The organism is Zhongshania aliphaticivorans (genome assembly GCF_001586255.1).
In the GTDB taxonomy this organism is placed as follows: Bacteria; Pseudomonadota; Gammaproteobacteria; order Pseudomonadales; family Spongiibacteraceae; genus Spongiibacter; species Spongiibacter aliphaticivorans.
Genome location: NZ_CP014544.1, coordinates 55,796 through 82,614, shown reverse-complemented (window position 1 = coordinate 82,614; position 26,819 = coordinate 55,796). Strand labels below are relative to the sequence as shown.

At 52.2% G+C, this 26,819-nt stretch carries 21 protein-coding genes; 7 read left to right on the top strand and 14 right to left on the bottom strand.

Annotated features, from left to right (window positions below; genetic code table 11):
• Window positions 1–243: 243 nt before the first annotated feature.
• Window positions 244–1,143: a Dyp-type peroxidase gene (locus AZF00_RS00405; RefSeq protein WP_008253256.1), complete on the bottom strand. Its 900-nt coding sequence runs from the start codon at window positions 1,141–1,143 to the stop codon at window positions 244–246.
• Between the two features lie 133 nt (window positions 1,144–1,276).
• On the opposite strand from AZF00_RS00405, the gene gshA reads away from it, so the two are divergent.
• The 5 genes from gshA (at window position 1,277) to AZF00_RS00380 (ending at window position 5,075) form a co-directional block, all read left to right on the top strand.
• On the top strand, window positions 1,277–2,845 hold the full coding sequence (gene gshA, locus AZF00_RS00400) for a glutamate--cysteine ligase (RefSeq protein WP_008253255.1): 1,569 nt from the start codon (window positions 1,277–1,279) through the stop codon (window positions 2,843–2,845).
• The gene (locus AZF00_RS00395) at window positions 2,842–3,468 is read left to right on the top strand and encodes an acyl carrier protein phosphodiesterase (RefSeq protein WP_008253254.1); all 627 of its coding nucleotides are present in this window, start codon (window positions 2,842–2,844) and stop codon (window positions 3,466–3,468) included. The genes gshA and AZF00_RS00395 overlap by 4 nt, the downstream gene beginning before the upstream one ends.
• Window positions 3,469–3,541: 73 nt before the next feature.
• Window positions 3,542–4,036, top strand: coding sequence for a disulfide bond formation protein B (locus AZF00_RS00390; RefSeq protein ID WP_008253253.1), 495 nt, complete (start codon window positions 3,542–3,544; stop codon window positions 4,034–4,036).
• Window positions 4,036–4,383, top strand: coding sequence for a CidA/LrgA family protein (locus AZF00_RS00385; RefSeq protein WP_008253252.1), 348 nt, complete (start codon window positions 4,036–4,038; stop codon window positions 4,381–4,383). Before AZF00_RS00390 ends, AZF00_RS00385 begins: the two co-directional genes overlap by 1 nt.
• Entirely contained in the window at window positions 4,380–5,075 is a 696-nt protein-coding gene (locus AZF00_RS00380; RefSeq protein WP_008253250.1) for an LrgB family protein, read from the top strand. The genes AZF00_RS00385 and AZF00_RS00380 overlap by 4 nt, the downstream gene beginning before the upstream one ends.
• A gap of 27 nt (window positions 5,076–5,102) precedes the next feature.
• Here AZF00_RS00380 and AZF00_RS00375 read toward each other — a convergent pair whose 3' ends face one another.
• From AZF00_RS00375 to AZF00_RS00365, 3 genes are all read right to left on the bottom strand, one after another.
• Window positions 5,103–5,696: a hypothetical protein gene (locus AZF00_RS00375; RefSeq protein ID WP_156474822.1), complete on the bottom strand. Its 594-nt coding sequence runs from the start codon at window positions 5,694–5,696 to the stop codon at window positions 5,103–5,105.
• 79 nt (window positions 5,697–5,775) lie between these two features.
• The gene (locus AZF00_RS00370) at window positions 5,776–9,135 is read right to left on the bottom strand and encodes a UvrD-helicase domain-containing protein (protein ID WP_008253248.1); all 3,360 of its coding nucleotides are present in this window, start codon (window positions 9,133–9,135) and stop codon (window positions 5,776–5,778) included.
• Complete coding sequence (locus AZF00_RS00365) at window positions 9,132–11,810, bottom strand: PD-(D/E)XK nuclease family protein (protein WP_008253247.1); 2,679 nt, start codon at window positions 11,808–11,810, stop codon at window positions 9,132–9,134. Before AZF00_RS00365 ends, AZF00_RS00370 begins: the two co-directional genes overlap by 4 nt.
• Before the next feature lie 670 nt (window positions 11,811–12,480).
• Here AZF00_RS00365 and AZF00_RS00360 point away from each other — a divergent pair.
• Entirely contained in the window at window positions 12,481–14,649 is a 2,169-nt protein-coding gene (locus AZF00_RS00360; protein WP_008253246.1) for a di-heme-cytochrome C peroxidase, read from the top strand.
• A 19-nt stretch (window positions 14,650–14,668) separates the two neighbouring features.
• Window positions 14,669–16,015 carry a cytochrome P450 gene (locus tag AZF00_RS00355; RefSeq protein ID WP_008253245.1) on the top strand — a complete coding sequence of 449 codons (1,347 nt, stop codon included), beginning with the start codon at window positions 14,669–14,671 and terminating at the stop codon, window positions 16,013–16,015.
• A 40-nt stretch (window positions 16,016–16,055) separates the two neighbouring features.
• On the opposite strand, the gene AZF00_RS00350 is transcribed toward AZF00_RS00355, so the two are convergent.
• The 10 genes from AZF00_RS00350 to AZF00_RS00305 all read right to left on the bottom strand — a co-directional run bounded on the left by AZF00_RS00350 (window position 16,056) and on the right by AZF00_RS00305 (window position 26,785).
• Window positions 16,056–16,310 carry a DUF2164 domain-containing protein gene (locus tag AZF00_RS00350; protein ID WP_008253244.1) on the bottom strand — a complete coding sequence of 85 codons (255 nt, stop codon included), beginning with the start codon at window positions 16,308–16,310 and terminating at the stop codon, window positions 16,056–16,058.
• Between the two features lie 38 nt (window positions 16,311–16,348).
• Window positions 16,349–17,587, bottom strand: coding sequence for a BaiN/RdsA family NAD(P)/FAD-dependent oxidoreductase (locus AZF00_RS00345; RefSeq protein ID WP_008253243.1), 1,239 nt, complete (start codon window positions 17,585–17,587; stop codon window positions 16,349–16,351).
• Window positions 17,588–17,669: 82 nt separating this feature from the next.
• A complete protein-coding gene (locus AZF00_RS00340) occupies window positions 17,670–18,512 on the bottom strand; it encodes a MipA/OmpV family protein (RefSeq protein WP_143829489.1) in 843 nt (280 codons plus the stop codon).
• 27 nt (window positions 18,513–18,539) lie between these two features.
• A complete protein-coding gene (locus AZF00_RS00335; RefSeq protein ID WP_008253241.1) occupies window positions 18,540–18,971 on the bottom strand; it encodes an acyl-CoA thioesterase in 432 nt (143 codons plus the stop codon).
• Window positions 18,972–19,054: 83 nt separating this feature from the next.
• Window positions 19,055–20,464, bottom strand: a complete 1,410-nt coding sequence (locus tag AZF00_RS00330; RefSeq protein ID WP_008253240.1) for a PepSY domain-containing protein — start codon at window positions 20,462–20,464, stop codon at window positions 19,055–19,057.
• The gene (locus AZF00_RS00325; RefSeq protein ID WP_143829488.1) at window positions 20,464–22,599 is read right to left on the bottom strand and encodes a TonB-dependent receptor; all 2,136 of its coding nucleotides are present in this window, start codon (window positions 22,597–22,599) and stop codon (window positions 20,464–20,466) included. The genes AZF00_RS00330 and AZF00_RS00325 overlap by 1 nt, the downstream gene beginning before the upstream one ends.
• Before the next feature lie 94 nt (window positions 22,600–22,693).
• On the bottom strand, window positions 22,694–23,110 hold the full coding sequence (locus tag AZF00_RS00320) for a GFA family protein (protein ID WP_008253238.1): 417 nt from the start codon (window positions 23,108–23,110) through the stop codon (window positions 22,694–22,696).
• Between the two features lie 198 nt (window positions 23,111–23,308).
• Window positions 23,309–24,295, bottom strand: coding sequence for a sensor domain-containing diguanylate cyclase (locus AZF00_RS00315; RefSeq protein WP_008253237.1), 987 nt, complete (start codon window positions 24,293–24,295; stop codon window positions 23,309–23,311).
• Between the two features lie 281 nt (window positions 24,296–24,576).
• A complete protein-coding gene (gene eutC / locus AZF00_RS00310; protein WP_008253235.1) occupies window positions 24,577–25,392 on the bottom strand; it encodes an ethanolamine ammonia-lyase subunit EutC in 816 nt (271 codons plus the stop codon).
• Entirely contained in the window at window positions 25,382–26,785 is a 1,404-nt protein-coding gene (locus tag AZF00_RS00305; protein WP_008253233.1) for an ethanolamine ammonia-lyase subunit EutB, read from the bottom strand. Before AZF00_RS00305 ends, eutC begins: the two co-directional genes overlap by 11 nt.
• Window positions 26,786–26,819 lie beyond the last annotated feature (34 nt).

Below are 26,819 nucleotides of genomic sequence, written 5' to 3'. Positions count from 1 at the left end.
AAGCGCTGAATGCTTGCCGGGAGACCGAAGACGCAAAAGCTGGGTTGGGTGTCCGAAGCGACGACCTCAGAGCGACAAGAAATGTCCTTAAGCGTCAGTCATCCGGCCCCCGACTTCCGTCTTACGGCAGTGAGCGCCAGCGAATATAAGCGTCTCCCATCTCCCGTCCCGCGTTTCTTAAGGCAAAAAAAAGAGCGCTCATATGAGCGCTCAAATATACCTAGAGTAGGAGACTTCAAATGATTAGAGGGGGCCTATTGCAGAAAGTTCAGCACGAGAGGGTGCAAACCAATAACTTCCGCTCACTGGGGTCGAGAAATCGGTTAAGCGATCGTGTATTCCGTCACCGCTACAGCCAAACATACTGGCTAATATACGATCAAATCGCTGAATATCGCGGCTAAATGCCAGAAAATACAAGCCATGCTGTTGCACCCCACCATAGGGCACACTGCGCCGATATAATTTTTGTGCCTCGCCATTTATTTTTACATCACTGCGACTAACATGGGAATTTTCTGGCATACGCTCGTCATCCAGCTCGATACTGTCTGGTTTGGTGCGGCCAATTACCGCTTCTTGCTGGTGCTGACTAAGCGCGTGGAATCCCGCCAAATTGTGTATCCACTGCTGGCTCATTACAAAGCTGCCGCCCGCGCCCAGCTCGCCATCAGGAATCAGCGCAACCTGTTGTTGACCCCGCCCCTTGGGGTTTTCAGTACCATCAATAAAGCCCGATAAGTCCCGGGAGTCTTTGTATAGAAAACCAATTTTCTCAAGGCTTAACGTCGCCACCGCCGCCAATGCCGCAGTCGCTGCCATCGCCGCATCGAAATTTGCACTGTGATTATTGCCATGCACCCAGAGTAAAATACTGTGCTGGGTAGCAGGTGCAATTCGCCGACCCTCGCCAATAGGGCTAAAGGACTTAAGGGCCTCCGGCACCCCGGCAGGGGCAAGCCGCCGCCAGCAATCCGCGCCAAACGCCCACACGCAATTAAGCTCGGCGCTCACCGGCAACGCAATGGCGCTAGCCAGTGTCGATCTCAGCTGCGCCTCGGTGACGCCCTCAATAAGTTGGTACTCCAAGAAGAAATGCGAGAGCGTGCCCTCAACAAAAATTCCCGCCTGCGCTTCGGCCATGCCTATCTCCCCTATCATTTATCGTTTTATCTGTATTTATGAACATGACAATCACGTCATCAACAATGCTTGTTAGTAGCTTAACGCGGATTTACACTGAGCGGCCTTTTTATGCTCCGCAGAGGATGCCATTTTGGCCGCATCGATAGAACAAAGACTGGCTTTTTTTGCAGAAGAACCACGGCAGCATCTGCTGCGCCAAATCATGCGCGGCATCGAGAAGGAAAGCTTACGCGCCGACCCAGCGGGCATGCTGGCGCAAACCGATCACCCCGCCGCGTTTGGTTCCGCGCTTTGTCACCCCTCTATTACCACCGACTTCTCTGAAGCCCTGCTCGAGTTTATCACGCCCGTCAGCGCCTCCATTGACGAAACACTTGCCGAGCTAGACGCCATTCATCGTTTTGCCAATAGTGAACTCAAGGACGAAATCATCTGGAATGCCAGCATGCCCTGTCGTTTAGGCAAAGGCGACGAAGCAATTCCCGTGGCCCGCTACGGCAGCAGCAATACCGCTACCATGAAAACCCGCTATCGCTTGGGCTTAGGCCACCGCTACGGTCGTAAAATGCAGACCATTGCGGGCATTCATTATAATTTCTCGCTACCTAAATCACTATGGGCTGAGCTGCACGCCGCCGATGGCAGCGAATTGCTACTGGAAACCTATATCACCAATAGCTATTTCGGCATTATCCGCAATTTCCGCCGCTACGCTTGGCTACTGGTGTATTTGTTTGGCGCCGCGCCAGCGGTTTCTCGCTGTTTTTTGAACGGTCGTCCTCACCAGCTCGAAGCCTGTGGCGAGTACACCCTTTATGGCCCTCACGCCACGTCGCTGCGCATGGGCGATTTAGGCTACCAAAGCGATGCCCAGCAAAACCTCAACATTTGCTACAACCACCTCGACTTTTACGTGGAAACGCTGCGCAAAGGCATTACCACATCTCACCCTGACTACGAAAAAATCCCCAAGGAAGAGCAATTATCCAGTGGTTTGCTGCAAATAGAAAATGAGTTTTACAGCCCCATTCGCCCCAAACGCGTCACCCAAAGTGGCGAAATCCCAATAGGTGCGCTGCGCCGCGCTGGGGTGGAATATATTGAAGTGCGCTGTTTAGACGTCAACCCCATGCTGCCACTGGGCATAAACGCGGAGCAAATTCGCTTTATCGACGCCTTTTTGTTGTTCTGCTTATATCAAGACAGCCCGCCCTGCGACGACGATAACAACGCCGAAATCAGCGCAAATCTATTAGACGTGGTCAACCGTGGCCGGGAACCTGGCCTGCAATTGAAGCAACACGGCCAGCCCCGCGCCCTTAAAGATTGGGCCGAGGAGCTGATCGGCGGCATCAATAAAATTGCCGCGCAATTAGACACCGCCCACCGCAGCTCAGACTACAGCGCCAGCTGTGCTCAGCAACTAGCGAAAGTCCGCGACGCGACACTGACGCCCTCGGCCCAGATAGTAGCGGAGCTGGAAGGCGGCGTAGAATCGTATTATCACTATGCCATGGCCCAGTCTCAGCTCCATGCCAAGGATTTTCGCGAACGCGGTTTACGCTCAGCGGAGGTCGCCCGTTTCAAACGCCTACAAGAAGCGTCTTTTGCGGCCCAAGCCAAGATCGAGGCTGAGCAGGCCGGTGAGGATTTTGACGAATACCTCGCCCGCTTTTACGAGCAATACCAAGGACTGTGAATTACCTCGCCCATTTTCTGCTCGCCGAACAAGTTGCACAACGCTGTAACTTAGAGGCCAAAGGTCTATTAGTAGGGGGGTTATTAGGCGATTTTGTTAAAGGCCCCCTGCGCGGTGACTACCCCAGTGCTTGGGAAGTCGGCATTCGTCTGCATCGACGCATTGATGCGCTAACCGACAGCCACCCCTTGGTTGGCGAATGTCTGGAGGCACTGCCGCCAAGTTACCGCCGCTATGGTGGCATTATGTTAGACGTGTGTTTTGATCACTGTTTGAGTGTGAACTGGCCGCGCTTTCACCACCAAGACCTGAAAGAATTTAACGCCCAGAGCTATCGCAGCCTGCTCGAACGCTGCGACAATTACCCAAGCCCAGCTAAACGCCAGATCCGAGTGCTGGCCCAATACGATGTACTGAGTAATTTGGGCAACTGGCAGACGATTGAAACTATGCTTGCGCGCATCGGCCAACGGGTAAAGCGCGACAATCCACTGGCTCACTGCGGGCCGGAGCTAGCGAAGGTACTACCCTTGATAAACCAACAATTCGCAATGTTATACCCAAATTTAATCGCCCAATTATGTAATGAATTTAGCCCTAAACCCGACCTAAGGTCGCACTAAAGTACACGACCAAGGTCGGACTTGTCTGTTTTTAGATAATCCCCTACTGTATGGCGTTCACGGAGAGACTCAAATGCCGCTCACATCCCGCTGGATTTACGCTTTTATTGTATCGTGCTGCTGCGCTCTGCTGGGCTATGCACTGTATGCCCAGTATTTTGATGGCCTGCACCCCTGCCCACTGTGTATAACTCAACGCGCATTTTTTGTGCTTACCGCACTGGTCGCCTTCGCCGCGCTGCTTATCCACCCCCAACAAAAAGGCCGCTACCTCAGTGCTGGTCTAATGGTGTTGTTCACCTCGCTTGGCGGCGCCGTAGCGTATCGGCAAGTTTGGCTGCAAGGCCTTCCGGCTGATCAAGCTCCCGCCTGCGGCCCTAGCCTCGAATATATGTTTGCCAATTTGCCTTTTGGCGAAGCCTTTAGCACCCTCATGATTGGCGACGGCAATTGCGCCGAAATCGTGTGGACACTGTTTGGCTTAAGCATGCCGAACTGGTCGCTATTTGCTTTTATTGGCCTAGGCCTTTGCGCCATTGCGAGCGCGCTACCCATGGTTAAGCGCTGATGCTAGCAGGCTTTTTAACGCTGCTCGGCTGCCAACTGGTCGGGGAGTTTGTGCAGCGCGCGCTAAACCTACCCCTGCCTGGCCCCGTAATTGGCATGCTATTGCTGTTTTGTGGTTTGTGCATACGCGGCAGCGTGCCAAAGGACTTAGAAAGCGGTAGCCAAAAGCTAATTGAATTACTGCCTTTATTATTAATGGCACCGGCGGCAGGTGTCTTCTTTTTAGGCGCAGGCTTTGCCGATCAGTGGCCGGCCTTTATTGCCGCAGTCAGTCTTGGCACCGTTTGCACCTTGGTCTTTTGCGGTCTGTTAATTCGCTTTTTACAGCGACGCAGTAGCCATTTATGAGCGATTTATTCCACGGCCCGCTGTTTGCCATTACCCTGACGTTACTCGCCTACCAAGGCGCCATGTTTATGTATTTGGGCAGTGGTCGAGCCGCAATTTTGCACCCCACTATTAGTGGCGCGAGCCTCATCGCCCTCGCTCTTATAGTACTTGGCCAGGACTACCACGCCTATTACCGTAATATTGATTGGCTGACTTTTTTACTGGGGCCGGCCACCGTCGCGCTGGCGGTGCCCCTATATCGGCAATTGCATTTGCTTCGCAATATGGCTGGGCCGCTACTGATCACAGTCACCGTTGGCGCTATTTTTGCCTCTGCATCAGCTTTAATCCTCGCGTGGCTGTTTGGCGCTAATCAAAGCACCTTGTTGTCTCTAACGACTAAATCCATTACCACCCCAATTGCGATAGCCGTTACCCAAGACATTGGCGGCATTACCACCATCGCGGTAGCCTCAGTTATTTTGACCGGCGTAGTGGGGATCACCACTATTACGTGGCTATTTAATAGGCTGGATATTCAGGACGATCGACTTTGGGGCTTTTGTTTGGGCCTTGCCGCCCACGCTATTGGCACTTCCCGCGCATTTGAACGCAGCCCCGTGGCCGGCGCTTTTTCTAGCTTAGCGCTGTGCCTAACCGGCGCATTTACCGCCGTCTTTGTGCCCTTTGCGGCGCGTTGGTTTTTATAATTAACGCCACAAAACGGTCATTAGCAGTTAAAAACTAAACGTTAAAGGCTCGTCACTTTCGCTTTTAACATTGAGGGGAAGGCGAAAATCTGCTGGCATTTTTTTCACCGTATAGACGTGCTCACGGTTAACATGCTTATAGCTAAAGTAGGTGTCATTGAGTGATTGAATGGCATAGGCATCATAATGATCTGCCTTGGTTGGGTCGGCCGGTTTCATCCCTTCTATGGTGATCCAGCCCCTAAAAATACGGAAATAGGTGCCGCCAGAGACGCCCCAAAATCCCACTTCCGACTGGGTGCGAACATCACCATTTTTAGCGGTGAAGCGAAAATCAACCCGGTAAGTGCCGTCTGCCGAACGCTCGGTTAGCCACTCTTTTTGACCGCCATTATTGGTTTTACGAATGCCATACCACTTGCCTAGTAACATAGTACGACTATTACTGGTGATAATCTTCGGCGTCGGTGTTGGCACGTCCTCCGCTTGCGCGTTCTCATCGAGCGCCTGAACATGGCTTTCTAAATTAATTGGGATCGGCGCCGTTTGTTTATTGGTTTTAAACTGACTGCAACCCGCCAGCAATACCGAAAGCACACCGAAATAAAGCGCTTGTTTCATGTAAAACCATTCCCAAATACGAGCAATACAGCCGCTAAATAGCCAATCAAAACTAGGCCCCATGGGCTTAGCCAAACACTTAAATTTCTTCCAATACCAGCAAACGCTGATGCGCTGGGAAATACAGCGCCGTCGAGATCGCGCATTCTACCCCAGTTGCCCGTAAAGCTTGTGCATAAATTCGCATTTTTGCACTATATCTTTCCGCTTGTGCGTCTAAAAACGCGTCGACGCTGCCACGGCTACTGGCTGTTTTATAATCCACAATCCAGCAGCGTCCATCGTCGATGAAAACACGATCTAAAATCAGAGTTTGCCATTGCCCTGCGAGCATGCGGCGAATAGTCTGTTCGCTGTCTTGCCACTGATAGCTCGCGAGTATCCACTGGCCCTTGGCGCAACTTAGGGTATTGCTTAATAAACTCAGCACCCGATCAACACTGTCTTGCAGAGCTGGTTCAGGATGGCAGTGATGGCGCAGACGCTGAATAACCCCCTGCCGTAAACGACTTTCATCTGCCGTCCAGCTCGCGCTATCGCCACCGCGGCCAAGCCGCTCCATCAGTTCATGAAACACAATACCGACTGCGCGGTCTTCAATATTATCTTCCAACACCGCATTTTCGGTTTGCCGCTGAGCACGCTGCAAAGGCGACACCACCGGCTCCGGCGGCTGCCATGCGGGGCTAAGGTTTATGTCGTAATTGCGCAAACGCGGCGCCAAAGGAACCCGCATTGGCGCAACATCGTCGTCTTGCTCAATAAGCTCGGCCTGTTCAAAAGCCTCACCGACGCTGTCCCACAACCTTGCCAATACGCTACCGGATTTGGCCGCAACATCGCCTTTGCTGTTGATTTGGCAAACCCCAAATAAATGTAGCTCACGCTTGGCACGGGTCAAGGCCACATAGATTAGCCTGTCCATTTCCTCATCAAGAGCCCGACGCTGGCTCTCACTCATATAGTTATAGAGCTTGTCTGCCGCTTTCTCACTATTATTGCGTTGGGGTTTAGGGGCAAAAATCATATGGCCGCGCAGGCGCTGCCACGCCAACAGCTCACGGTCGGCATTGCGACCCGCCGCGCCAAGCCCCGGCAAGATGACAACGTCGAACTCCAGACCCTTAGATTTATGTACCGTCATTAATTCAATATGACTACTGGGCGGGGCGGCGTATAAACGCTCTAAAGCACGTTCCAGCGCCTGAATATCTTCCAGCAAACCCGCAGGGGCGTAGTCGTCTAATAGCCGCAGCACCCGATCAATATCACTTTGCTGATGGGCTTCGATACAGGCTGGGCCACCCAGTAAATGCCACGCACTGCGCAGCGCCCAGCGCAGGTCACGGCTTTCGGGGCAGCTCTCCAACCACTGCATGGTGCTGCGCAAGCGCTCCACCGCAAGCCTGCCATCGTCAGTCAGATGAACACTGTGCGCCTCATCCATAATCGCATCGCGAAGTAGAGCGCCGCCTTCGCGCAACTGCAACAAATCATCCCAACTCAGGCCAACGAAAGGGGCGCGCAACACGCTGGCCCAAGCGACGTCGTCGGCCTCGTGCCACAGCGCCCGCAGCAGAGCCATAAAATCCATCACCGCTGGGGTGGTGCCAAGGCTGTCGATATCTTGACCAGAAAAGTCCAAACCCGCCGCCTTGAGCGCCGGAATAATCTGTTTTAAATGGCTGCGACTGCGAACCAGAATCGCCACCGACGACACCTTGCCGACCTCGGCATCCCGAGCCTGTAAAGCGACAAGATAATCAGCGATCTGCTTCGCCTCTGCCAGTGCTGCACCTGCCTTCCCATCCACGCCCTTGGCCAACACCTGGGGATGAATTTTCACCAAGCCTGTATTGCTACGCTGGGGCAGGGCCGCTTCGTAGTGACGGCCACGGTCGGTAAACAAAATTTTAAAGGCGTCGTTCACCCAGTTAACCAAATCGGGTGAGGAGCGGAAATTGGCCTTAAGCTGCAAAGGCACAAGGGTTTTTCCGGCAAAGCTACCACGCTGCATAAGTTCGTCAAACAAACTCACCAAACTGCCCCGAAATGCGTAGATAGATTGCTGTAAATCGCCACAGAAAAACACACTGCGGCCGTCGCGTTCTTCCCAGCCCTGACATAGGGCCTCAAGTAATTCGATTTGGCTCACCGAGGTGTCTTGCATCTCGTCCACCAATATATGGCGAACACGATCTTCTACTAATAGCGCATCGCCAATGGCTTCGCCGTGTTCAATAGCACCTTCGCTGCTTAACGCAATAATCGCGCGCTGGGCGATCTCGCCAAAATCGACACCGCCCTTGCGCTCAAAACTAAGCCGCAAATGCGCCAGTAAATACGCAAGGGCAAGACGGAAATGACCAACCAATTCCCGGCTGCTATCAGGGAAATACGGTGGCGGCAAATTGGCGATACAAGCGAGGTGGTCTGATACCTGCGCAAACTGATCAATGTCTTCTAGGTTTTTAAGCCAAGCCTTGGCCTCGGCGGTGCCCGGCTGACCGGCTTTGAGTCCGGCGTAGTTTAAAGAGCGGGGTTTATACAGCTCACCCTTGCCGCTGAGCATGGTGCTCGCCAAGGTTTGAATTAACTCAAAATCATCCAGCCCCAAATCATCGGCTGAGCGCAGATCTCCCGCCCAGGCATGGGCTTCATTGCCGCCAGAAGATTCAATAAAACCGCGAATTAATTGATCGATGTTTAAGCCCTGCAATGCCTCCCAGGCGGGCTCAAATTGACTGGCGACTTCCTCGGCAAGCGCCTGCTCCATTTCATCAATATCGCCACTCAGCACGTCCTTTAACCACTGATCGCGCTTAGACAGCAGCGCGGCAAGCAAGGGCAACAGGGTTTCTATACGGTTGCTGCCGTAGGCCAATAGACTCTGCAGGGCCTCGGCCAAGGCTGGCGGGCAATTGGCGGCGTCCATTTGCCTAAACAGGCTGAGTATTGTCTCGCGGTAAAGAGCATCGGCATCACTAAGCGGCGCGGCGGCGCCCAAACCTGACAGCAAGGGCAGGCGGCGGACTAGGCTGCCGCAAAAACTGTCGAAGGTGGTTATGCGCAGGCGGGCGCTGTTCTCTAGCAGGGACCAATGTTGGGCAGCGTCGTGGGCCAATACCTGATTCACGGCATCCCGAATATCTTCTTCAAAGCCTGAGCTAGGCGACTCGCTATTATCACCGCTCTGGGCCTTGGCGCCAGCTTGCAGGGCATGGATAACCCGCTCTTTAATTTCGCCTGCCGCTTTATTCGTAAAGGTAATGGCGACCACTTTTTCTGGCTGGTCAACGGTGAGCAGGCAGCGCAAATAGCGCAGCAGCAACACGCCGGTTTTACCGGAGCCAGCAGGAGCGCGTACCAATACTGAGTGGCTGGGGTCAACGGCAAGCTCGCGCTGATCTTGGTCTGGCGGACGCGGAAAATTGCTCATTCGGCATCCTCCTGTTCAAGGCTATCGCGCAGCAGGGGCAGTAAAAACTGACTAAAACTGCGGCCGTAATTCTGGCTGTAATCATGCTGAATATTGCCCGCCAAAATGCCTTCGGCCATGCCTTGCAGTGCGGTTGACCAGGCATCGAGTTCCGCCTGCCATTTATCGGGGCTGTCGACGTCATTGTCTTTGTCTGGGCGTTTTGCAATCACGCTATTGGCCCAATTGCTGCGCATATGAATGGCTAAGTCCTCTGGGCTTTTAAGCTGGGCGAGCATGACGCCGTCGATATGCAGTGAGTCCTTAGCTTCATCTCCCGACTGCACCAAAGCATAGATCGGCAACTGGGGTTCGGTCAGGCTATCGACATTAAGTGAGCGACCATTAATGCTGCCGGTTTTATAGTCGATTACCAGATGCTTGCCGCCAATATTATCAATGCGGTCCATGCGCAAGCGCAGGGGAATACCTGCTAATTTGGTTTCAATTAATTGCTCAACCGCGATCACTTCAAAATCTTGCAGGCGCTGTTTTTCTTTTTCTTCTAACCAGCTGCACACCAAGCGAATCACGCGCTCTTTTTCAATATTTAATAAGGATTCGCCAAACCGGGCAACGCTAAACTCTGGGCCTGCTAATGCCTGCTCACAGCAGCTGCGCACGGCGGCCTCTAGCTGCACGCTATTTAGAGCATCGAGAGCCGCCTTGTTTTTTAACCGCTCCCAAACATGCTGCATAGTGTCGTGAACCAAAATGCCCTGCACCCGATGGTCTAAACCTTCGGCGGGCTGGGGGAACTCGCGCAGATTTAAGCGGTATTTTAAAAAGGCGAAAAATGGGCTGCTGGCGTACTCCTTAAACAAGCCGGTGCCGCCGCGAATACTGTCGCGCTGGGCGGGATCAATCGCCCGCACATCATCACTGGCAGGTGTCGTCACTTGGCCGCTGGCTTGGTAGCGATTGCCAATCTCGCGCTGCTCATCCTCCTGCCACTGAGGCAGCAGTGAGCAGGGGCCTTGGGGACTGCCAACCTCGCTCTCGCGGCAGTGGCTGATTTTTACCAGCGGCGCCGAGGCTAATAAGCTGTTGAGCAAGGCGCGGTCGCGCTGCAAACACAGGCTGGGATCGCTGTCTTCTAGCCCCGCTCGCTGCTGTAATTCCAGTGGCAAAAATGGCGAGGGTTCAACGCGGCGCGGCAGAGCGCCGTCATCAAGGCCCATAACCCACACGGCGTCAAAGCGTAGGCCGAGGGCATCGTCGTATTGCATAATTCGCACTGGGCAAGCCCAGTCGCGACTGACTGAAAAGCGTTTGGTACTGAGAATATGTTGCAGCCAAGACAGGGCGCTGTCGTGGCTCACCGGCCCCAGTTGCCGGTCGAGGGCGCGAAACACATCCATGGCCTGACTAAAACCACGGCGGCATTGTTCCACCACGGGGTCGTCATCATCGGCATTGGGCCAGCCCGCGCTGAGCAGCAACTGATCAAAAAATCGCACCCACTCCGAAGGCAATTGCGCGCTCGGCATGGTCTTGAGCATTGCGGCTAAATCGTGAAGAAAATCACTGACCTGCGGCTCGTCTTGTTCGATCTTCTTTGCCAAGGCCAGCGCGCTTTTGAGGGTGGTCTCCGGACCGAGGCGATCTCGCCAGCGCAAATCCAGCCGCGCCCGCACGCTGCGCGCCGCTGGCCAACCGCGCACAAAGCGCGAGCGCAGCACGCGGCTAAATTGCTCTAGTGGCAATGCCTTAGACGCGAGTGAGATCAGATCCCACGCTGATTTAACCAGCGGGTAAGACAAGAGTGTTTCGCTGCCATCAAACAACCAAGGTTCACGGGTCTGAGTATCTGCTGCCGGAAATAGGCCACTGGGATAAAGCTGACGTTGCAACACCGCCTGCAATACCGGCTGGTATTGATTTATATCTGGCACCAATACGGCGAGCAATTTATTGGCGTGTTCGCCCTCGGCGCTCAGGTAATCTCCCAACCACGCGGTGAGCGCTTCGCACTCTTGCTCTAATTGCGCAGCAGATTGAAAAAGCGGGGTAGCGCTAAAGCCGTCGATTGTCAGTTGTTTAATCGACAGTACTTCAGCGCACTGCTCAATAAAATGCCGTGGCGCTGGGCTAAGGCTTAACTCCGTGCTCAGTATTAGTTGATCGGGCAGATCTAAACTGCCCTCGGCCAACATAGGCAATAAAGCCCCTGGTAATTGCTGGGCACTCAGCGCCTGCTGCTCATCTAATATGGCCTGCAGCGCTTGCTGCCAGTGATGAAAAGCTTGGTACTCTTGGGAAAATAAATAATACTCGCGGTCGCCGCTCAAACGGTACTGGGCGTGGAGCTGAAAAGCATCTACAAACTGGCGAGCAATCGCCATGCTATTTAGACAGTTGTCAGGGAAGTAATCGCTGGATTCAATAATGTCTCTGGCCAAAGCCAGTAATTGAATAGGGCGCAGCACTTGCTTAGCCGGAAAACTGGCATCCCATAACTCGGCAAACCACTGATCCAAAGGCATCACCGTAATGGTTTCGATAAATGCCTGATCGTGACTGCCGCGCAACTGGGCAATGCGCTCGCGGCATTGGCGAGCGCTGGCATCGCTGGGCATTAGCACCACACTGCGGCCGTTAAACGTCAGTAATTCCGCTAAATTAAGCTGTTCCAAAAGCGCGTCCCTTCTTATTAGCGTGTAGTAATCTTAGCCGCTAATGATAACTCACTCGCCTCTCGAAAACCTGAGCAACGTTAAGTCAATGCCCTAACTGAGACTGGAAGTCGCCATCTTGCGCAAATGACCGTCGCCACTAAAAGCAATGCCAATACAGCCGAGGAGGCAACTGTGCCAAAATCCACGCCACCTTAATCTAGGGGTTTAGTCATTAAATCACCCACGGCGGTAGCTAAGGTGTTTGAACAGAGAATCGAAAACCTAGCGTGCGACCCACATCATCAGGCATGCTCACGCCTGCGGTACTCGTGTTTTAAATTAGCGATCAATAAAAAGTGAGATGGAAACGTCGCGCATCCAGCGGCATCTGCTGAGACACAAAAAATGGCGTAATCAAAATCAAGGAGCTACTGCCATAGCGGATACTGAGGGCCTTCGCCATTAAATGGCCAGCCGTTTCCCCCAGCGTTGTTGCGCAGATTTAGCGATATGACATAGTGATAATTTTTTACTTATATAGCAGCCTTTGTTTGCTAAATTCATTTTTAACTGCTATTTATTGAGCACGTCGATATTCACTAAGCTCAGTATTATCAGTGCTTTTGTCGGCACTTCACTATGTCACACACAATAATAAAATCGTATTAATTTGGCAAGGAGCGCCCAAATGTCCATATTATCCCGTGCCGCCAGCCCGCTCGTCTTAGCGTATCGCTACCGCAAGTTGCTGTTTATTTTCATCTTAATACTCGGTTTAATCATGGCCCTAGCGCTCGCTGCGGGCAAAACCTACCAACACTGGGATCAAGATCCGGATCGCGGCGCCATCGCAATCGCCAACGGCGCTTTTGGCGAGAGTTATAGCACCCCAGTTTACACTGGCGATCAAGGCTGGGATGCCGCCGACAGCCTGTGGTTTTACAATACCACTCAAGGCTCTGACCTCATTCCCTACGATTTCTTTTTAGTCTTAGAGCAAGAAGCCAGCGAGAAATTGTTTCGCGCCGATCTCAATATCGACAAGTTTCGCTACCTGCCGCAAAAATCGACTTTCTTCAATCCCGATGGCTTACCCGTTGGCTTTGTAAAAGACAGTTATCAAGGCCACGATTACATGGGCTTTACCTGTGCTGCCTGCCACACTGGACAAATCAATTATCAAGGCCAGGCGATTCGCATTGACGGCGGCCCAGCCATGGCAGATCTTGTCAGCTTTTTACACGCACTGGAAAAATCCATGGCGGCCACCCTCAAAGACGATGCCAAGCTCAACCGCTTTGTCGACAAGGTCTTGGCCCTAAACAATAATTACCACGAGGCCGATAAAGTCATTAGCGATCTTCGTGAGTGGATGCAAATTATTGCTTTATATAACACCGTAAACCACAGTCACATCAAATATGGCTATGCCCGACTCGACGCTTTTGGCCGGATATACAACCGCGTGTTGCAGCATATTATTAACCGCGAACAACTCGCCGAAGCCTTGGCACTAAGTACCTCAGTCACTGGCCGACCACTGCTTAACGCCAGCCAAATAAATGCCGTACTTGAAGGGGTCGGCGAAAATATATTAATAGACTCACAATTCGCTCTAGTGCTAACACGCTTAGCCTCTAGCGACGGAGACTACCCCGGACTAAGCCAGCGCGAACTATTGCGCATTCGCAATATGATTTTTAATGAACCCGATGCACCGGTTAGCTACCCCTTTCTTTGGGATATTGCGCAGTCTGACTATGTGCAATGGAATGGCTTGGCGAATAATGCCGGCGTGGGACCACTGGGCCGCAATGCTGGCGAAGTCATTGGCGTATTTGGCAAATTAGATTGGTCTTCTCATAAACCCGGTTTCAATTTCTCGTCTATCTCGGCATGGATAACCGGGCAGAGCAGGAAGAGTGAGCAAATCGATTTTAAATCGTCTATTGATTTAGTAAACCTGCAACGCCTCGAGTCGCATTTACGTGGTTTGCAATCGCCAAAATGGCCAGAGCAAATACTGGGGAAAATCGACCTTAAAAAAGCCGAGCGCGGCCGCTTTGTCTACGCTCAATACTGCCAGTCTTGCCACGAAGTCATTAAACCCGACAACTGGGATCGCGTCGTCATTGGCAAAATGATGGACATAAATTTAGTAGGCACCGATCCGGCAATGGCGGTGAATAGCGTTAACAGCTCGGGCAAATCGGGCAATTTTAACCAGACCGTACAGGCCACGGATGTCGGCAAACTCTATATTGCCGTCGATGCCCCAGTGGTACAAATACTCACGTCGGCCACCAAAGGCGTGGTCGCCACACCTGACCCAGATAAAAATTCAATTCGTCGAGTCTTAGATTGGTTCTACACTATTGCGATGTCTTTTTTCGACAACGAGATTAAAGCCACCATCAAAAGTGGTAATTACCAAGCCGACACCACAGCGCAACCGTATAACTCACTGCTAGCCTATAAGGCGCGCTCCCTTAATGGCATTTGGGCGACGGCGCCATTCTTGCACAACGGCTCGGTACCCAGCTTATACGATTTACTGCTACCGAAAAAACGGCTGTGCCCAGAACCCGTGGTGGCGGGCTGTATTGCCGACCCAGAGGAAGGAGAGTATCGACCCGATGAATTTAAAGTGGGCAGCCGAGAATTTGATCCTGTTAAAGTTGGTTTGCGCAGCAGCGGCTACGACGGTTCTAACTTTACGACCTTCAGAGTCGGGGACTTAAACGCAGGCCACGAATACGGCGCGGGGCGCACACCCCAACTGGACGGTAAAACCGTACTGCCAGCCTTAACGCCCAAGCAGCGCTGGGATCTAATCGAATATATCAAAACCTTGTAAAGGATGACGGGGACCCAACATGAATACACGCAATTATTTACCGGAGTATGACGCTGCGCCAATAGCTGAGAAATACCCCATGGTGCAGGCTTGGATGAAATCCGAGCCGCTGCCCTTTTTTAAACAACTGCGCGCCGAGCGGCCAATTTTAATTACCCCAGAGTGCGTACTCGTTGCCAAGTTCTGTGACGTGCGCGACGCCCTGCAAATGCCAAAAATATTTACTGTAGATTTGTATAAATCAAAGATGGGTGTGACCGCCGATGATCCCGGCTATTTAATGGCTCACGACGATGATGCCCTGCATTATCGCGAAAAATCCCTGATGCAGGGCATGCTCAACCGCGACGATATTCCCCGGGTTCGGCAGCTTATTGCCAGGGCCAGCAAAGACATTTTAGATGGCGCCGCAGGGAATATTGAAATTGTTAACGACTATTGCCGCACAGTGCCAACTATTCTCGTACAAGATTATTTTGGTTTAGACGGCGTTGATAAAAAGGAGCTGATTAAATGGTCGTTCTGGAATCAATATGACGCCTTTCACAATCAGCCCTTTGATTTAAATAGCCCCGAAAAACACCAACACATTATTGATGAGCACAATAAAGTATCCAGTGAGCTAGTGAGCTATATAACAAAGCTAATGGCCCGCAAACTTATCGTGGTCAAGGCTGAGCAAGCTAAAAACATTCTGCTCATTGGCTGGTATGGATTAAAAGCCCTGTTCCGCAAACTCGCTGGCCAACAACCGCCAGCAGCGAGCGACGATATTGTTAGTCGAATGCTGCGCAGTAGCTTTGCTAAGGAAGTCGACTTTTCGCTACTGCGGGTGGGTGTCAACGCAGGCGGATTATTAATTGGTGCAGTAGAAACCACCTCGCAAGCGGTGGCCCAAACCATACAGTATTTTTTGGCCCACGAGAGTTTGCTTGCCTCGGCGCAGCGGGCAGCCCAGCTAGAGGATGTTGAGGTCTTTGACAAAATGGTGTGGGAAGCGCTGCGCTTTGTGCCCATCGCGCCCTATGTATTTCGTCGCACTGCCCAAGATTACACATTGGCGAATGGCTGCGCCTGGCAAACAACCATCCCCGCCAATAGCAATGTACTGCTACTCACCCAGTCGGCCATGTTTGATGACTACGCCTATGACCAGCCAGACGACTTCCAACCCGAACGAAATTATTACCACCACTTCAACTTTGGCTTTGCCTCCCACGAATGTTTGGGCAAATACCTGGGCATGGCGATGATTCCAGAAATGGTGCGTCAGGTTTTACGCCGCACCGACCTGCGCGCCAGTTCGGTCATGGACTTTAAAGACGGCCCCTTCCCTGAGGATTATCGTTTGCAGTGGCGGGCATGAGCAACGCGGCGTTGGGCACGACTAGTCATAAAGATCGAGTCTAACGCACAAAATTCGTCGGCTTTTCTATTTCGTATAAATCATCCGAAATAGACGCTAATTTTGCCTCCAAAACGGCCTTGGCATCATTAAGGCCCCGGTTGTAAAAGTAAGCGCCGACTTCCTCCGAGAAAAAATCGATCAAAAATTCGGCTTCAAACTTACCAATATCGTGGTCTAATTCAGCGATAAAATAGCGCTGCACCTTGTCAATAATTAGCGTTTTTTCGTCGGCGGAAAACTCTATCATCGCCATTTTTAAATCTCCATTTGAAGTGCTTAAACATAAATAATTTAGTACGCAGAAAGTCGTTTACTCGCCGCACGCCCCACCCAGCGGCCACTCGCAAAGCACGCTGTTAATAAATAGCCACCTGTGGGTGCCTCCCAGTCCAACATTTCACCCACGCAGTAAGTGCCCGGCAGTTTTTTTAGCATAAAGTTTTCATCTAACTCGCTAAAACAAACCCCCCCGGCGGTACTAATAGCCTCATCTAAACTGCGGGTGCTGCACAAGGTTTGCGGCAAGGCTTTAATCAGCGCCGGTATGGCATCTATATTTGCCATCTGCGCCTTGCTGGTCAGGGTTTTGAACAGGGCTAGTTTACTGCCAGACAGCCCGCATTGTTTACGCAGTACATTGGCAAGGGAGTCCTTGGGACGACGCTTAGCAATCGCCTGTTGCAGTTTCTCTACACTGCGGTCGGGGTCCAAATCCCAATAAACCGTGCACTGGCCACGCTCCGCAATTTCGTCACGAATTGGCGCCGATACACCGTATACCGGACCACCCTCAATGCCGTAGGCCGAGATAACGGCATCGCCCTGCTGTCGCCAAAGCTGGCCATGGCAATCGGTGACGCTAATCGCCACGGTTTTAAGCGGAGCGCCAGAGTGCTCGGCGATAAAATCAGGCCGCCATGGGTATTCAAAGCCGCAATTACTTGGCCGCCAGCCAGCGCATTGAATACCCCGCTGCGCAAATAGCTCGAGCCACTTACCGGTAGAACCCAGTGCCGACCAACTGCCACCACCCAGTGCGAACACCATAACATCAGGTTTAAGACTCAGGCTTTGCTCTGGCCCTTGAATTAGGATTTCACCGTCGGCACCCCATCCCCGCCAGTGGTGACGGTGATGAATACGCACACCGCTGGCCCGCAATCTCTGCAACCAGCGGCGCAAAAGCGGGGCGGCTTTTTTTTCAACGGGAAATACGCGCCCCGAACTACCAACAAAAGTTTCTACCCCTAAATCCGCCGTCCAAGCCCTTAGAGACTCGGCATTAAAGGCGTCTAAACACGGCTGCAATAAGGGTGCGCGGTCGCCAAAGCGGGCAATAAAATTTGGCCACTCTTCATTGTGAGTCAGATTGAGACCGCCGATTCCGGCGCGCAAAAATTTTCTACCGACGGTAGGCATGCTGTCGTAAACCGCCACTGCACAACCCGCTGCGCTCAACTGCTCGGCAGCCATTAAGCCCGCTGGGCCGCCGCCGATAACGACCGCGCTTGCCTGTGCAGAGTGGGGCATAAAACAATATTTCCAAGATAAACGGCAGGGGGAAAGTCAATATTATGGGCTTATTGTAGCCCAATCACAGCGGCAGTTCAGCTCACTCTGCTGGGCCAAAATCTACTCGCTTAGTTGCACGCCAGAAAATGCGCGCCATCGATAGGCTAAAATACGCGCCACTGTTTTTCTTAAAAAGTGGGCTATCGTTAAAACTAGCATCGCGTAAATCGATATAACTCATCGCGGCACTGATTCGCCAATCGGCGTTAGCATGCCAGCGAACATTCAAAGCCACGCCGCTACTATTATGACCCGCATCGGCCTGATAGGCGGGCCGATTGAGCGTCGCAAAACGCGGTGCAACGCCGTAAAAATAATTGTGGTAGTCATCACTGCCATAGCGCGTCTGCAGGCTTGCGCCCCAAGATAGCGCCTCTGTTAGCTGTTGCTGCCAGCGCAATTCTGGATTTAATACCCAGCCTTCATAAGACATACCCGGAAAACCATCCACCGCTAGCAGGGCGCGCAAATTAAAGCGCAGCTGTAAACTTTCAATTGGGGTATCACGTAGTTTAAAGCGCAGAGACGGCCCAAATTCAAAGCTAAAGTCGAGGTCATCCATGCCTTCGCGGGCGCGATTGTCTTTGCTATTTACGGGCAAACTGCCACCAGCGGAAATATCGAGATCCCATCGGGGATGTTCAAATAATAGGCCACGCAAACCGTCCCGATTGGCTTTCAAGCGCTCACCGCGATAAATCAAATACGGGAAGGGCAGTACATAACTGCGCCCCTGATCGGCACCGGGATAGTCCGGCAGACTCAAGGCAGCCAGACCTAGGCCTAGCTCCCATTTTGGCAGCATGCCGGTATTGAGCTCTTCCGCCTGAGTAAGGGGGAACACGCTCAACGCGAGTGTCAGTAACGCAGCTTTTTTAAGCACGCCGTCAACCTCATTCACTTGGAAATGTCACAGCTTCGCAACGTTGGCCTTAAAACTCTCCGGTACTGCGCATACCGATTTACTGCTGTAGTCAAAAAATAGCATGGTATTTCTAATGCGTGCCGTTTCTAAGCCCTTGCTTAAATTGCGCAGTCTGAACAGTAAATCAAAACTTTTGGCGGTGAAATTTACTGCCGTCACGTCTATTTCTAAACGGTCGCCGTAATCGGTCTCTGAGAGGTAGGAGATTTCAGAGTGGGCCATAATCAAACCGGCCTCTTCAAATGCCGTGGCCTGCTCATAGCCCAGGGCAATGATAAAGCGCAACTGGGCCTCGATAGCGATGGAAGGAATACGATCTGCGGCGAGGTGATTGGCCACATTGACGTCTGAGTACAAGACCACGTAGTCGGTGGTGAAGAGAAAGCGCTCGGGAAGTTCTATGATTTTTCTTGGCATGGTGCTGCTCGTCATTAAATGTCTCGGTGCAGCCTGACGGCTGCGAGGGGCTTTTTCAAGCCCAAGCAGCGAAATGACGCGCTTTACTCAAGACGTCGGCGCCAACGGCGAATATACAAAACCATGCCCAAAATAAACATCAAGGCGATGCCCGCAGCAAAAAATGCTGAAATACTGTCTCGGGCAGTGCGCCCCAAACCGTCAATGAAATGCCATTTGTGCAGCACTGAAAAACTTAGGCCTTCCACCCGGTCGCTGTCCCGCACCACGGCCGCCAACGCGCCGCTGCGGGGCTCCACATAAACACTAAGGTGCTCGGCATTGTCGTAATCTAGGGCGATCACCGGCAAGCGTTTATTCACAAAGCCGTATTCACCGGCAAAAGTGGTCACGGTGCGCATTGCCACTAACGGGGAGTCCACTGGCATATAAGCCTGCGCAAGCGCTTGGGCGTGAACCGCTTCACCATCCGCGAGTAGCTCGCCTTTTGCTGCGCGTCGGTATTGCAGCTCACCCCCTGCCCAGACCCGAAAGTAATAGTCATCGTCAATATTAACGAGGTCGGCTTGAACCAAATAGGGACTTAAGCTGGACCAATCTAAACTCAACTTATTAAGCGCTGCCGCCATCGGCGGCACCTCGGCAATGCTGGGCAAAAATTGCTTTTGCCATAAATGGTATAAGCCACTGCCCGTAAAAGTGACCGCCGTTATCGCTACAGCTAAACCAAGGCCGCGATGCAGGCGCAAAAGGGAGTTTTGTCGCCAGCTGCGACCGGCTCGCCACTGCAGGTAATATTGCAGTAGGCCTGCCAGGGAGATCAGCCCACCGCCAATTAGGCAGAGGCTCATTAAGCTCAGTCGCAGCGCGGTGTTTTCAATAAATACCCACGAGTGAACATTGCGGAAAAAAGTGCTGGTCATGGCCTTGGTGTTATTTACCACTGTACCGAGGCGGTCACTGGCGGTATCCACATAAACTCGCATACCGTCGTCCCGAGCAAAGTTTACCCGCCACACCGGCAGCAATCGGTTGACGTAAACATAGTCATCGTCAAACGACGTCTGCAATTCAACTGACTGAATCGCACTTTGCTGATCGCCTAAATAATGCCGAGCAAGATGCACCGCATAATCCGGTTCACCACGGGGGATAAGCTCGCCGGTGCGGGCATCTAGCCATATAACTGCATCCGCGACAACTAAGCGGTAATACTGCTGGCCGCGCCAAGCCAGCAAGCGCGCGGCACTCGCATCGCCCGTAATCCCCGCACGCTCGCTAGCCGCAGCCACCGTAAGCAAGTCCGCAGTCGACATGGCGTCTAATTTATAAGCAAAGGCGTCGGCAACGGGTTGAATGCGCGAAATAATAGGGTGGGATAAGCCACTTAAACCCCAACCAATAATAGCCAAGCCAACGACCATGCCGACTCTTGCATGCCAGCGCAGAAGCAGTGCGATGAGTTTTGGCGTCCGCGAGCGATGCGCTTTCATCACAGCTCCACTCTAATGCCAATGGTCGCTAGGCGTGGACTGCCGGGGGTAAACGCCGGGCCATATTTGCTGGTGGTTTCCGCGTAGCGGCGATCGGTAACATTAAAAATGCGCGTATAAAAACTAAGCTGGGTATTGAACTGATACTCGGCATGGATATTCAACAGGCTGTGGCCGTCGTATTTATCGCGATCGCCGCTAATACCGTCCTTGTCATTTTTTTCATCGAGCCAGTGCTTGCCTTGGCGCAACCACTCAAACTCGATATAGCCGCCGTTTAAAACGTGAGGACGGTAGTTAAGGTGCGCATTGATAAAACTCTCCGGCGCGTCGGGCATGGTATTGCCACTGTAATTACCGCTGCGATCGACCCATTCTTCGTAACGATGTTCTGAGCGGGTATAAGCAAGGCCAATGTCGAGACGTTCACTAAGGTCTCGCTCTAAACCTAACTCGATACCCCGATGAGAAGTTTCCCCGGCATTGGCATTGCGGCGGGTGCCGGTTTGCGGGTCGGCTATGGACAAAATTTCGTCTTGCTTGCGCATGTAATACACCGCTAAATCAAAGCGACTCGCGGCATCTAAATTCCCTCGCAAACCAAACTCAATACTGTCGGCTTTAACTGGTGCCAGGGCAGTGGAGTCGGCGGTGTCACCGGCGCGAAATAGTTGGGACGCCGAGGGGATACGGAAGGCGTGCCGATACGACGTATAGCCATTGAGTGAATCTGAGAAATCGTAGACTAAGCCCAGCTTTGGACTCAAATGCTCAAAATCCAATGTTTGATCTAGCGGCCGCAAATGGGCGGGGTCTCGGGGTGCACGCGCAATATTGTCTTGGTAATCGTAGGCAATGGCGTCGTAACGCAGGCCTGCGCTGCCGCGCAGTCGCTCAGTCAGCTGACTTTCACTATGAATATAGGGCGACACCGAGAGGTAGTCGACGGTGTAGTCGTATAACCGACCCGCCTTTTGGTAGCTTAACCAATACTGGCCGGGATCATTGTCAGTGCGCTGTATATAAAATTGGGTTTGCTCACCACGGCTGCGATCAATGTCGACACCACTGATAACAAAGCTGTGTTCAGAAAGGTCTTGGCGATATTTCAGTAGCACACCGACAGAGTCGTGACCGTCTTCATTAATATGGGCATCTTGGGAATCTAGCGCTGGTGAACAACTGGGGCACCACGCTGGCGCTGGCTGAACGCGGCCGGTGTTTAAGGTCCAGGTCGCCACATAGGCGAGGGAATTGCTGCGAATAAACGGGGTAATGCTTAGACTGTGATCATCGCCACTAAATTCAAATGCCGAGGACAGCCGCAGTGCGCTGACATCCCGGTAGCCAATGGTGTTCCCTGCTCTTTCTGGCTCGCTATAATAGTCGGCCAAGCTCAGCGACGAGCCGCCAGTAGCCATCGCCACCTGACTGGCGCTTAACACCGTATTGACCTGCCACGCGGAATCGAGCTGGCGAAACCAGCCCAAGACCAATTCTTGGCGCTCGCTGTCGTTATTGTCTCGCCAGCTGCCGTTCTTACCCACTGACAGATTGACGGTATAACTGTCATTGGCGGTAATACGGGCCGCCCGCAGCTGACTGCGGTAATTATCGTGCTCACTGGCTTCGACCGTGATTGTACTGCGCTCTTCTATAGCAGGTTGACCCACGAGGCTATTAATCACCGCGCCCATGGCGTCGGAACCATACAACGCTGAACCGGGGCCTTTAATAATTTCCACACCATTGGCCAAGGCGGTATTCACCTCATAGAGGGCATTGTGGTTAAAAAATCCTGCCGAGCGAGTCGGTACACCGTTTTCCAAATAGAGATACACCGGGCTGTAAGACACCGGTTGGCGTATCGCCGCGGCCACGCCTTCGCCACCGGAGCCGAGCTGAACAATATTGACACCCGGAATCCGATTCATTAACTGACTGGCGTGGCTGGGATTGAGCGCCTCAATGGTCTCTTGGTCTAAAACGCCCACGCTCGCCGCCACATCCGCTAACTGCTGATCGTCGCGGGTTGCAGTCACTAATACGGTTTCAAGTACGGCGTGCTCCGCCCAAGCTGGCAAACTCACTGCAAAGACACTAAGCAAAATAATAGGCGAGATAGATTTAGACATGTGCACCTCAAATTTGAGCTGCACATTTTAGTCATTAATACGCCAACAACAATGCGGCATGATGTCGCAGGGGCTAAGCAGGATTTAAGATGAGCTATGGCTGCTTATCAAACTGAGGAACGCCTTCTGGGATCTGGTACCAATCTTGTTTCTGGCAGACCCAAATATGGGCCTCGGGATTAAGAATCCGCGTATCATCGAGGCTGGCGGCCTTGAGTTTTATGGTTTCTGGTTGGTCTTGATTAAAGTGATAAATTCGGTTGCCACAGTGGGGACAAAATTTAGCGTAGTTTTTATTGCCACTCTCAGCCAGACGTTCCCACTGTGCCAATTCGCCCTGAACAACAAGACTATCGGCATTAACGAGGGCGGTAATACTAAAGGCGCTGGTCGACAGTTTTTGGCAGGCTTTACAGTGACAAGCCATAATTTTTAACGGCGGCGCCAACAGCTGGTAACGAATATTTCCGCACTGGCAAGAGCCCTCAAGAGGGTATTGGATATCACTCATCATATTCTCCACGCTAACTGTCGTAGCCAAACCTTAGCTGGCTTAATGCCACAGACATGGTAACGCTAGGCTCGGTGCGAATACAGCTATTCGCACTAGATTATAGATACCCAAGAGATAGATTGACGGCCGTCGCCAAGCGAGACTGCACCTTGCGGTATACATACCGCTGAATTCAGTTCCTCGCGCAGCGACCCCTTAGTCTTTTTCTGCTAAGCGTTCAGAGTAGCGCCTTTTCTTTTTCTGGTCGTACAGAATAATATCAGCGTCGGCGAGCATTTTTTCCACCGTTGAGTGTCTATTCGCATTAAAATCGACAACGCCGTAGGAGAATGCCAACTCATAGCCCCGATTTATTCGTGTATTAAATTCACCTAAAGTTTTGGTGAAGTCCGTCATTACTGATTCAGCGGTTTGAACAGACGTATTGGTTAACAAGATGACAAACTCATCGCTGCCGATTCGGGCAAACAAATCTGAAGCCCGCAATTTATTTTTCATTTGCTCACTAAAACTGCGCAATGCGCGGTCACCCTCACGGTGACCATAGGCTTCATTTACCGCTTTGAATTTATCAATATCAATCATTACTAGTGAAGCGGGTAAATGACGGCGGGCACACATATTTAAGCCGTGCTCTGCCAGCATGAGAAAGCCGCGTCGATTACTGATGCTGGTCAATTCATCTACCGTCGTCAATTCTACCGTCGCAATCTCCGCTTCAACAATCAGTGCGAGATCACGCATTATCTCCAAATCTTCCTCTGATAAATCTCTTGGTTTTGTGTCAATTAAACACAGGGTACCGAGCACCTGTCCATCTAGCGCGCGCACCGGACAGCCTGCATAAAAACCAATATTGGGCTCACTGCTTACCAGGGGATTATCAAAAAAGCGTTTATCTTCGCGCACATCCGGCACAAGCATAATATTGTTGTCGAGAATGGTGTGGCCACAAAAGGAAATATCTCGAGGTGTCTCACGCACCGCCAAGCCCATAGCCGACTTAAACCATTGACGGTCTTCATCAATCAAGCTAATTAAAGCAATGGGCACATCAAACAAACGCCGCGCCATACGTGTAATACGATCGAAGCGCTCTTCAATTGGTGTGTTTAAAATATTCAATGCACGCAGTGTTTTTAAGCGCTCGGCTTCATTGTCCGGAGTTTCAGGAGCTATCACAAAATCACCTCGGCAGCGTACTGCATCTAATCACCTTACATTTGCCCTCGTCCTATCAACGTATCTGCAAATGTTACAGTTCTGCTTTTAAGTATAGTCGTCAATAGCGTTTTGAAGTGATGTGAAGCCGCCTTCCACTGCACCACAAATAATTCAAATTGACCCAGGCTAATATTTTGGTCGGACAAGACTCATAATCCCATACGGGCTTACCACTACCACACTTAAAAAGTTCAGCTTAAATGCCAGCGTCGGCAAACAAGCAATTGATGCCTATGGCTTTATTTTAAAAATGGAACGCCCAAGCAGGAGGCCGTTAGGGTCGCTGAGTCGTCTTTTAATTGGGTGCCGCTAAAGCCCTTTAACAGCGCTCCGCGAATAAGGTACAAGGCCGTATCCACCGCTTGCTGGTAGCTCAAGCCAGCGTCACGAATATTCGAAATACAATTGCGCTCGGCATCCGAACAGCCCCTTTTAGGTCTATAGGTAATATACATACCAAGACTGTCTGGCGAACTTAAGCCCGGGCGCTCGCCAATTAAGATCACACTTAAGCTCGCCCCTAGTGCTTCGCCAATATCATCAGCCAGCGCAACTCGGGCCTGACTCGCAATGCACAAGGGACCTAGCTGCAAGCCGAGCTCAGCCAAACCGGCAATCAGCATCGCCAATACCGGTGCGGCGTGGGCACTGACGGCGGCAGAAGATAATCCGTCACCAACAATTAAGGCCACGTCGATCGGTGCTTGGCTTGCGGCGCGCTCAGCCAAGGCCTGCCACTGTAATTCGGGCAATTGGCGCCCCAAGTCTGGCCGTTGCAAATAGTGATGGCGGTCTCCGGCCTGACTGCTGAGCTGAATAGCAGGCAGTAAGTGCTGACGGTGATTACCCGCAATATCGGCTAGGGTAGCGCTGCAGACCGCTGCCAGCGCGTCCACATTTAAACCTTGGTGGACCGCGTCTCTGGCCCGGGCGTGATCGAGTTGAAACTGCAAGTTTACCGCGGTGCTAGTAGCCACACCCACCCGCCCCAGTGCAATGCGGGCGCTGGTGTAGCCGCGCAGCGGCTGCCAGCTATCGATTGTACTATTGGCCATGGCCAGCCTCCGTAAAGTTAAGTGCTTTCGCAAACACCGGAGGTAGGCACTGCCCACTCAGCAAATTGCCTTTGGCATCCATAATCTCGGTTTTTTGCAACCACTGCAAAAACTCCGGTGCTGGCGGCAGCGATAATAGCCGCCGAATCGCGAGAGCATCATGAAACGAGGTACTTTGGTAGTTCAGCATAATATCGTCGCCGCCGGGGACACCCATGATAAAACTGCCTCCCGCGAGGGCGAACTGGGTCAGCAAGGTGTCTAGGTCATCTTGATCTGCCTCTGCGTGATTGGTGTAGCAAATATCACAGCCCATCGGCAAACCGAGCAACTTACCGCAAAAATGGTCTTCTAAGCCGGCGCGAATTATCTGCTTACCGTTGTATAAATACTCAGGCCCAATAAAGCCGACCACGGTATTCACCAAAAGCGGCGAAAATTGTCGCGCCAGTCCATATGCACGGGTTTCAATTGTCTGTTGGTCGACGCCGTGATGGGCATTAGCCGACAGGGCGCTGCCCTGCCCGGTTTCAAAATACATCACATTATTGCCAACCGTGCCGCGCCCAAGTGACTGTGCCGCGTCATGCGCCTCATTGAGCATCGCAACATTAATGCCAAAGCTGCTGTTGGCCGCTTCACTGCCTGCAATCGACTGAAAGACCAAATCTACCGGTGCACCTTGGTTTATTAGCGCCAGCGTCGTACTGACATGGGTTAACACACAGGATTGGGTGGGAATCTCAAAGCGTTGAATAAACTCATCTAACAAGCCCAATAGTCGGCCAACCGTCTGGGTATTGTCAGATGCGGGGTTAATGCCAATCACCGCGTCGCCACTGGCATAAAGCAGGCCGTCGATCAGACTAGCGGCAATCCCCGCCGCATTGTCGCTTGGGTGATTTGGCTGCAAGCGCGTAGAAAAGTGACCGCGCAAGCCGATGGTATTGCGAAAGTGAGTGATCACTTCGCACTTTTTGGCCACAACAATGAGATCTTGCACCCGCATCAATTTGCTAACGGCCGCGACCATTTCCGGCATTAAGCCTGGCGCGAGGGCCGTTAACGCAGCCGTGTCGGCAGCATCTGACAATAGCCAGTCGCGAAAGCCGCCAACCGTTAAATGCGCTACCGGGGCAAAGGCCGCAAGATCGTGACCGTCAACAATGAGCCGAGTAATTTCATCGCTTTCATAAGGTATAACCAGCTCATTCAGAAAATGCCGCAAGGGCAGATCTGCCAAGACCCATTGTGCGGCCACGCGCTCTTCATGGCTAGCGGCGGCGATACCCGCCAAATAATCCCCCGAGCGGGCTGGGCTCGCCTTGGCCAGCAGCGTTTTTAAATCAGCAAAATGATAGCTGTGCCGACCCAATTGAATCGTGAAGCTCATACTGTACCTGCACTGGGAGAGGACTCCCTTATCC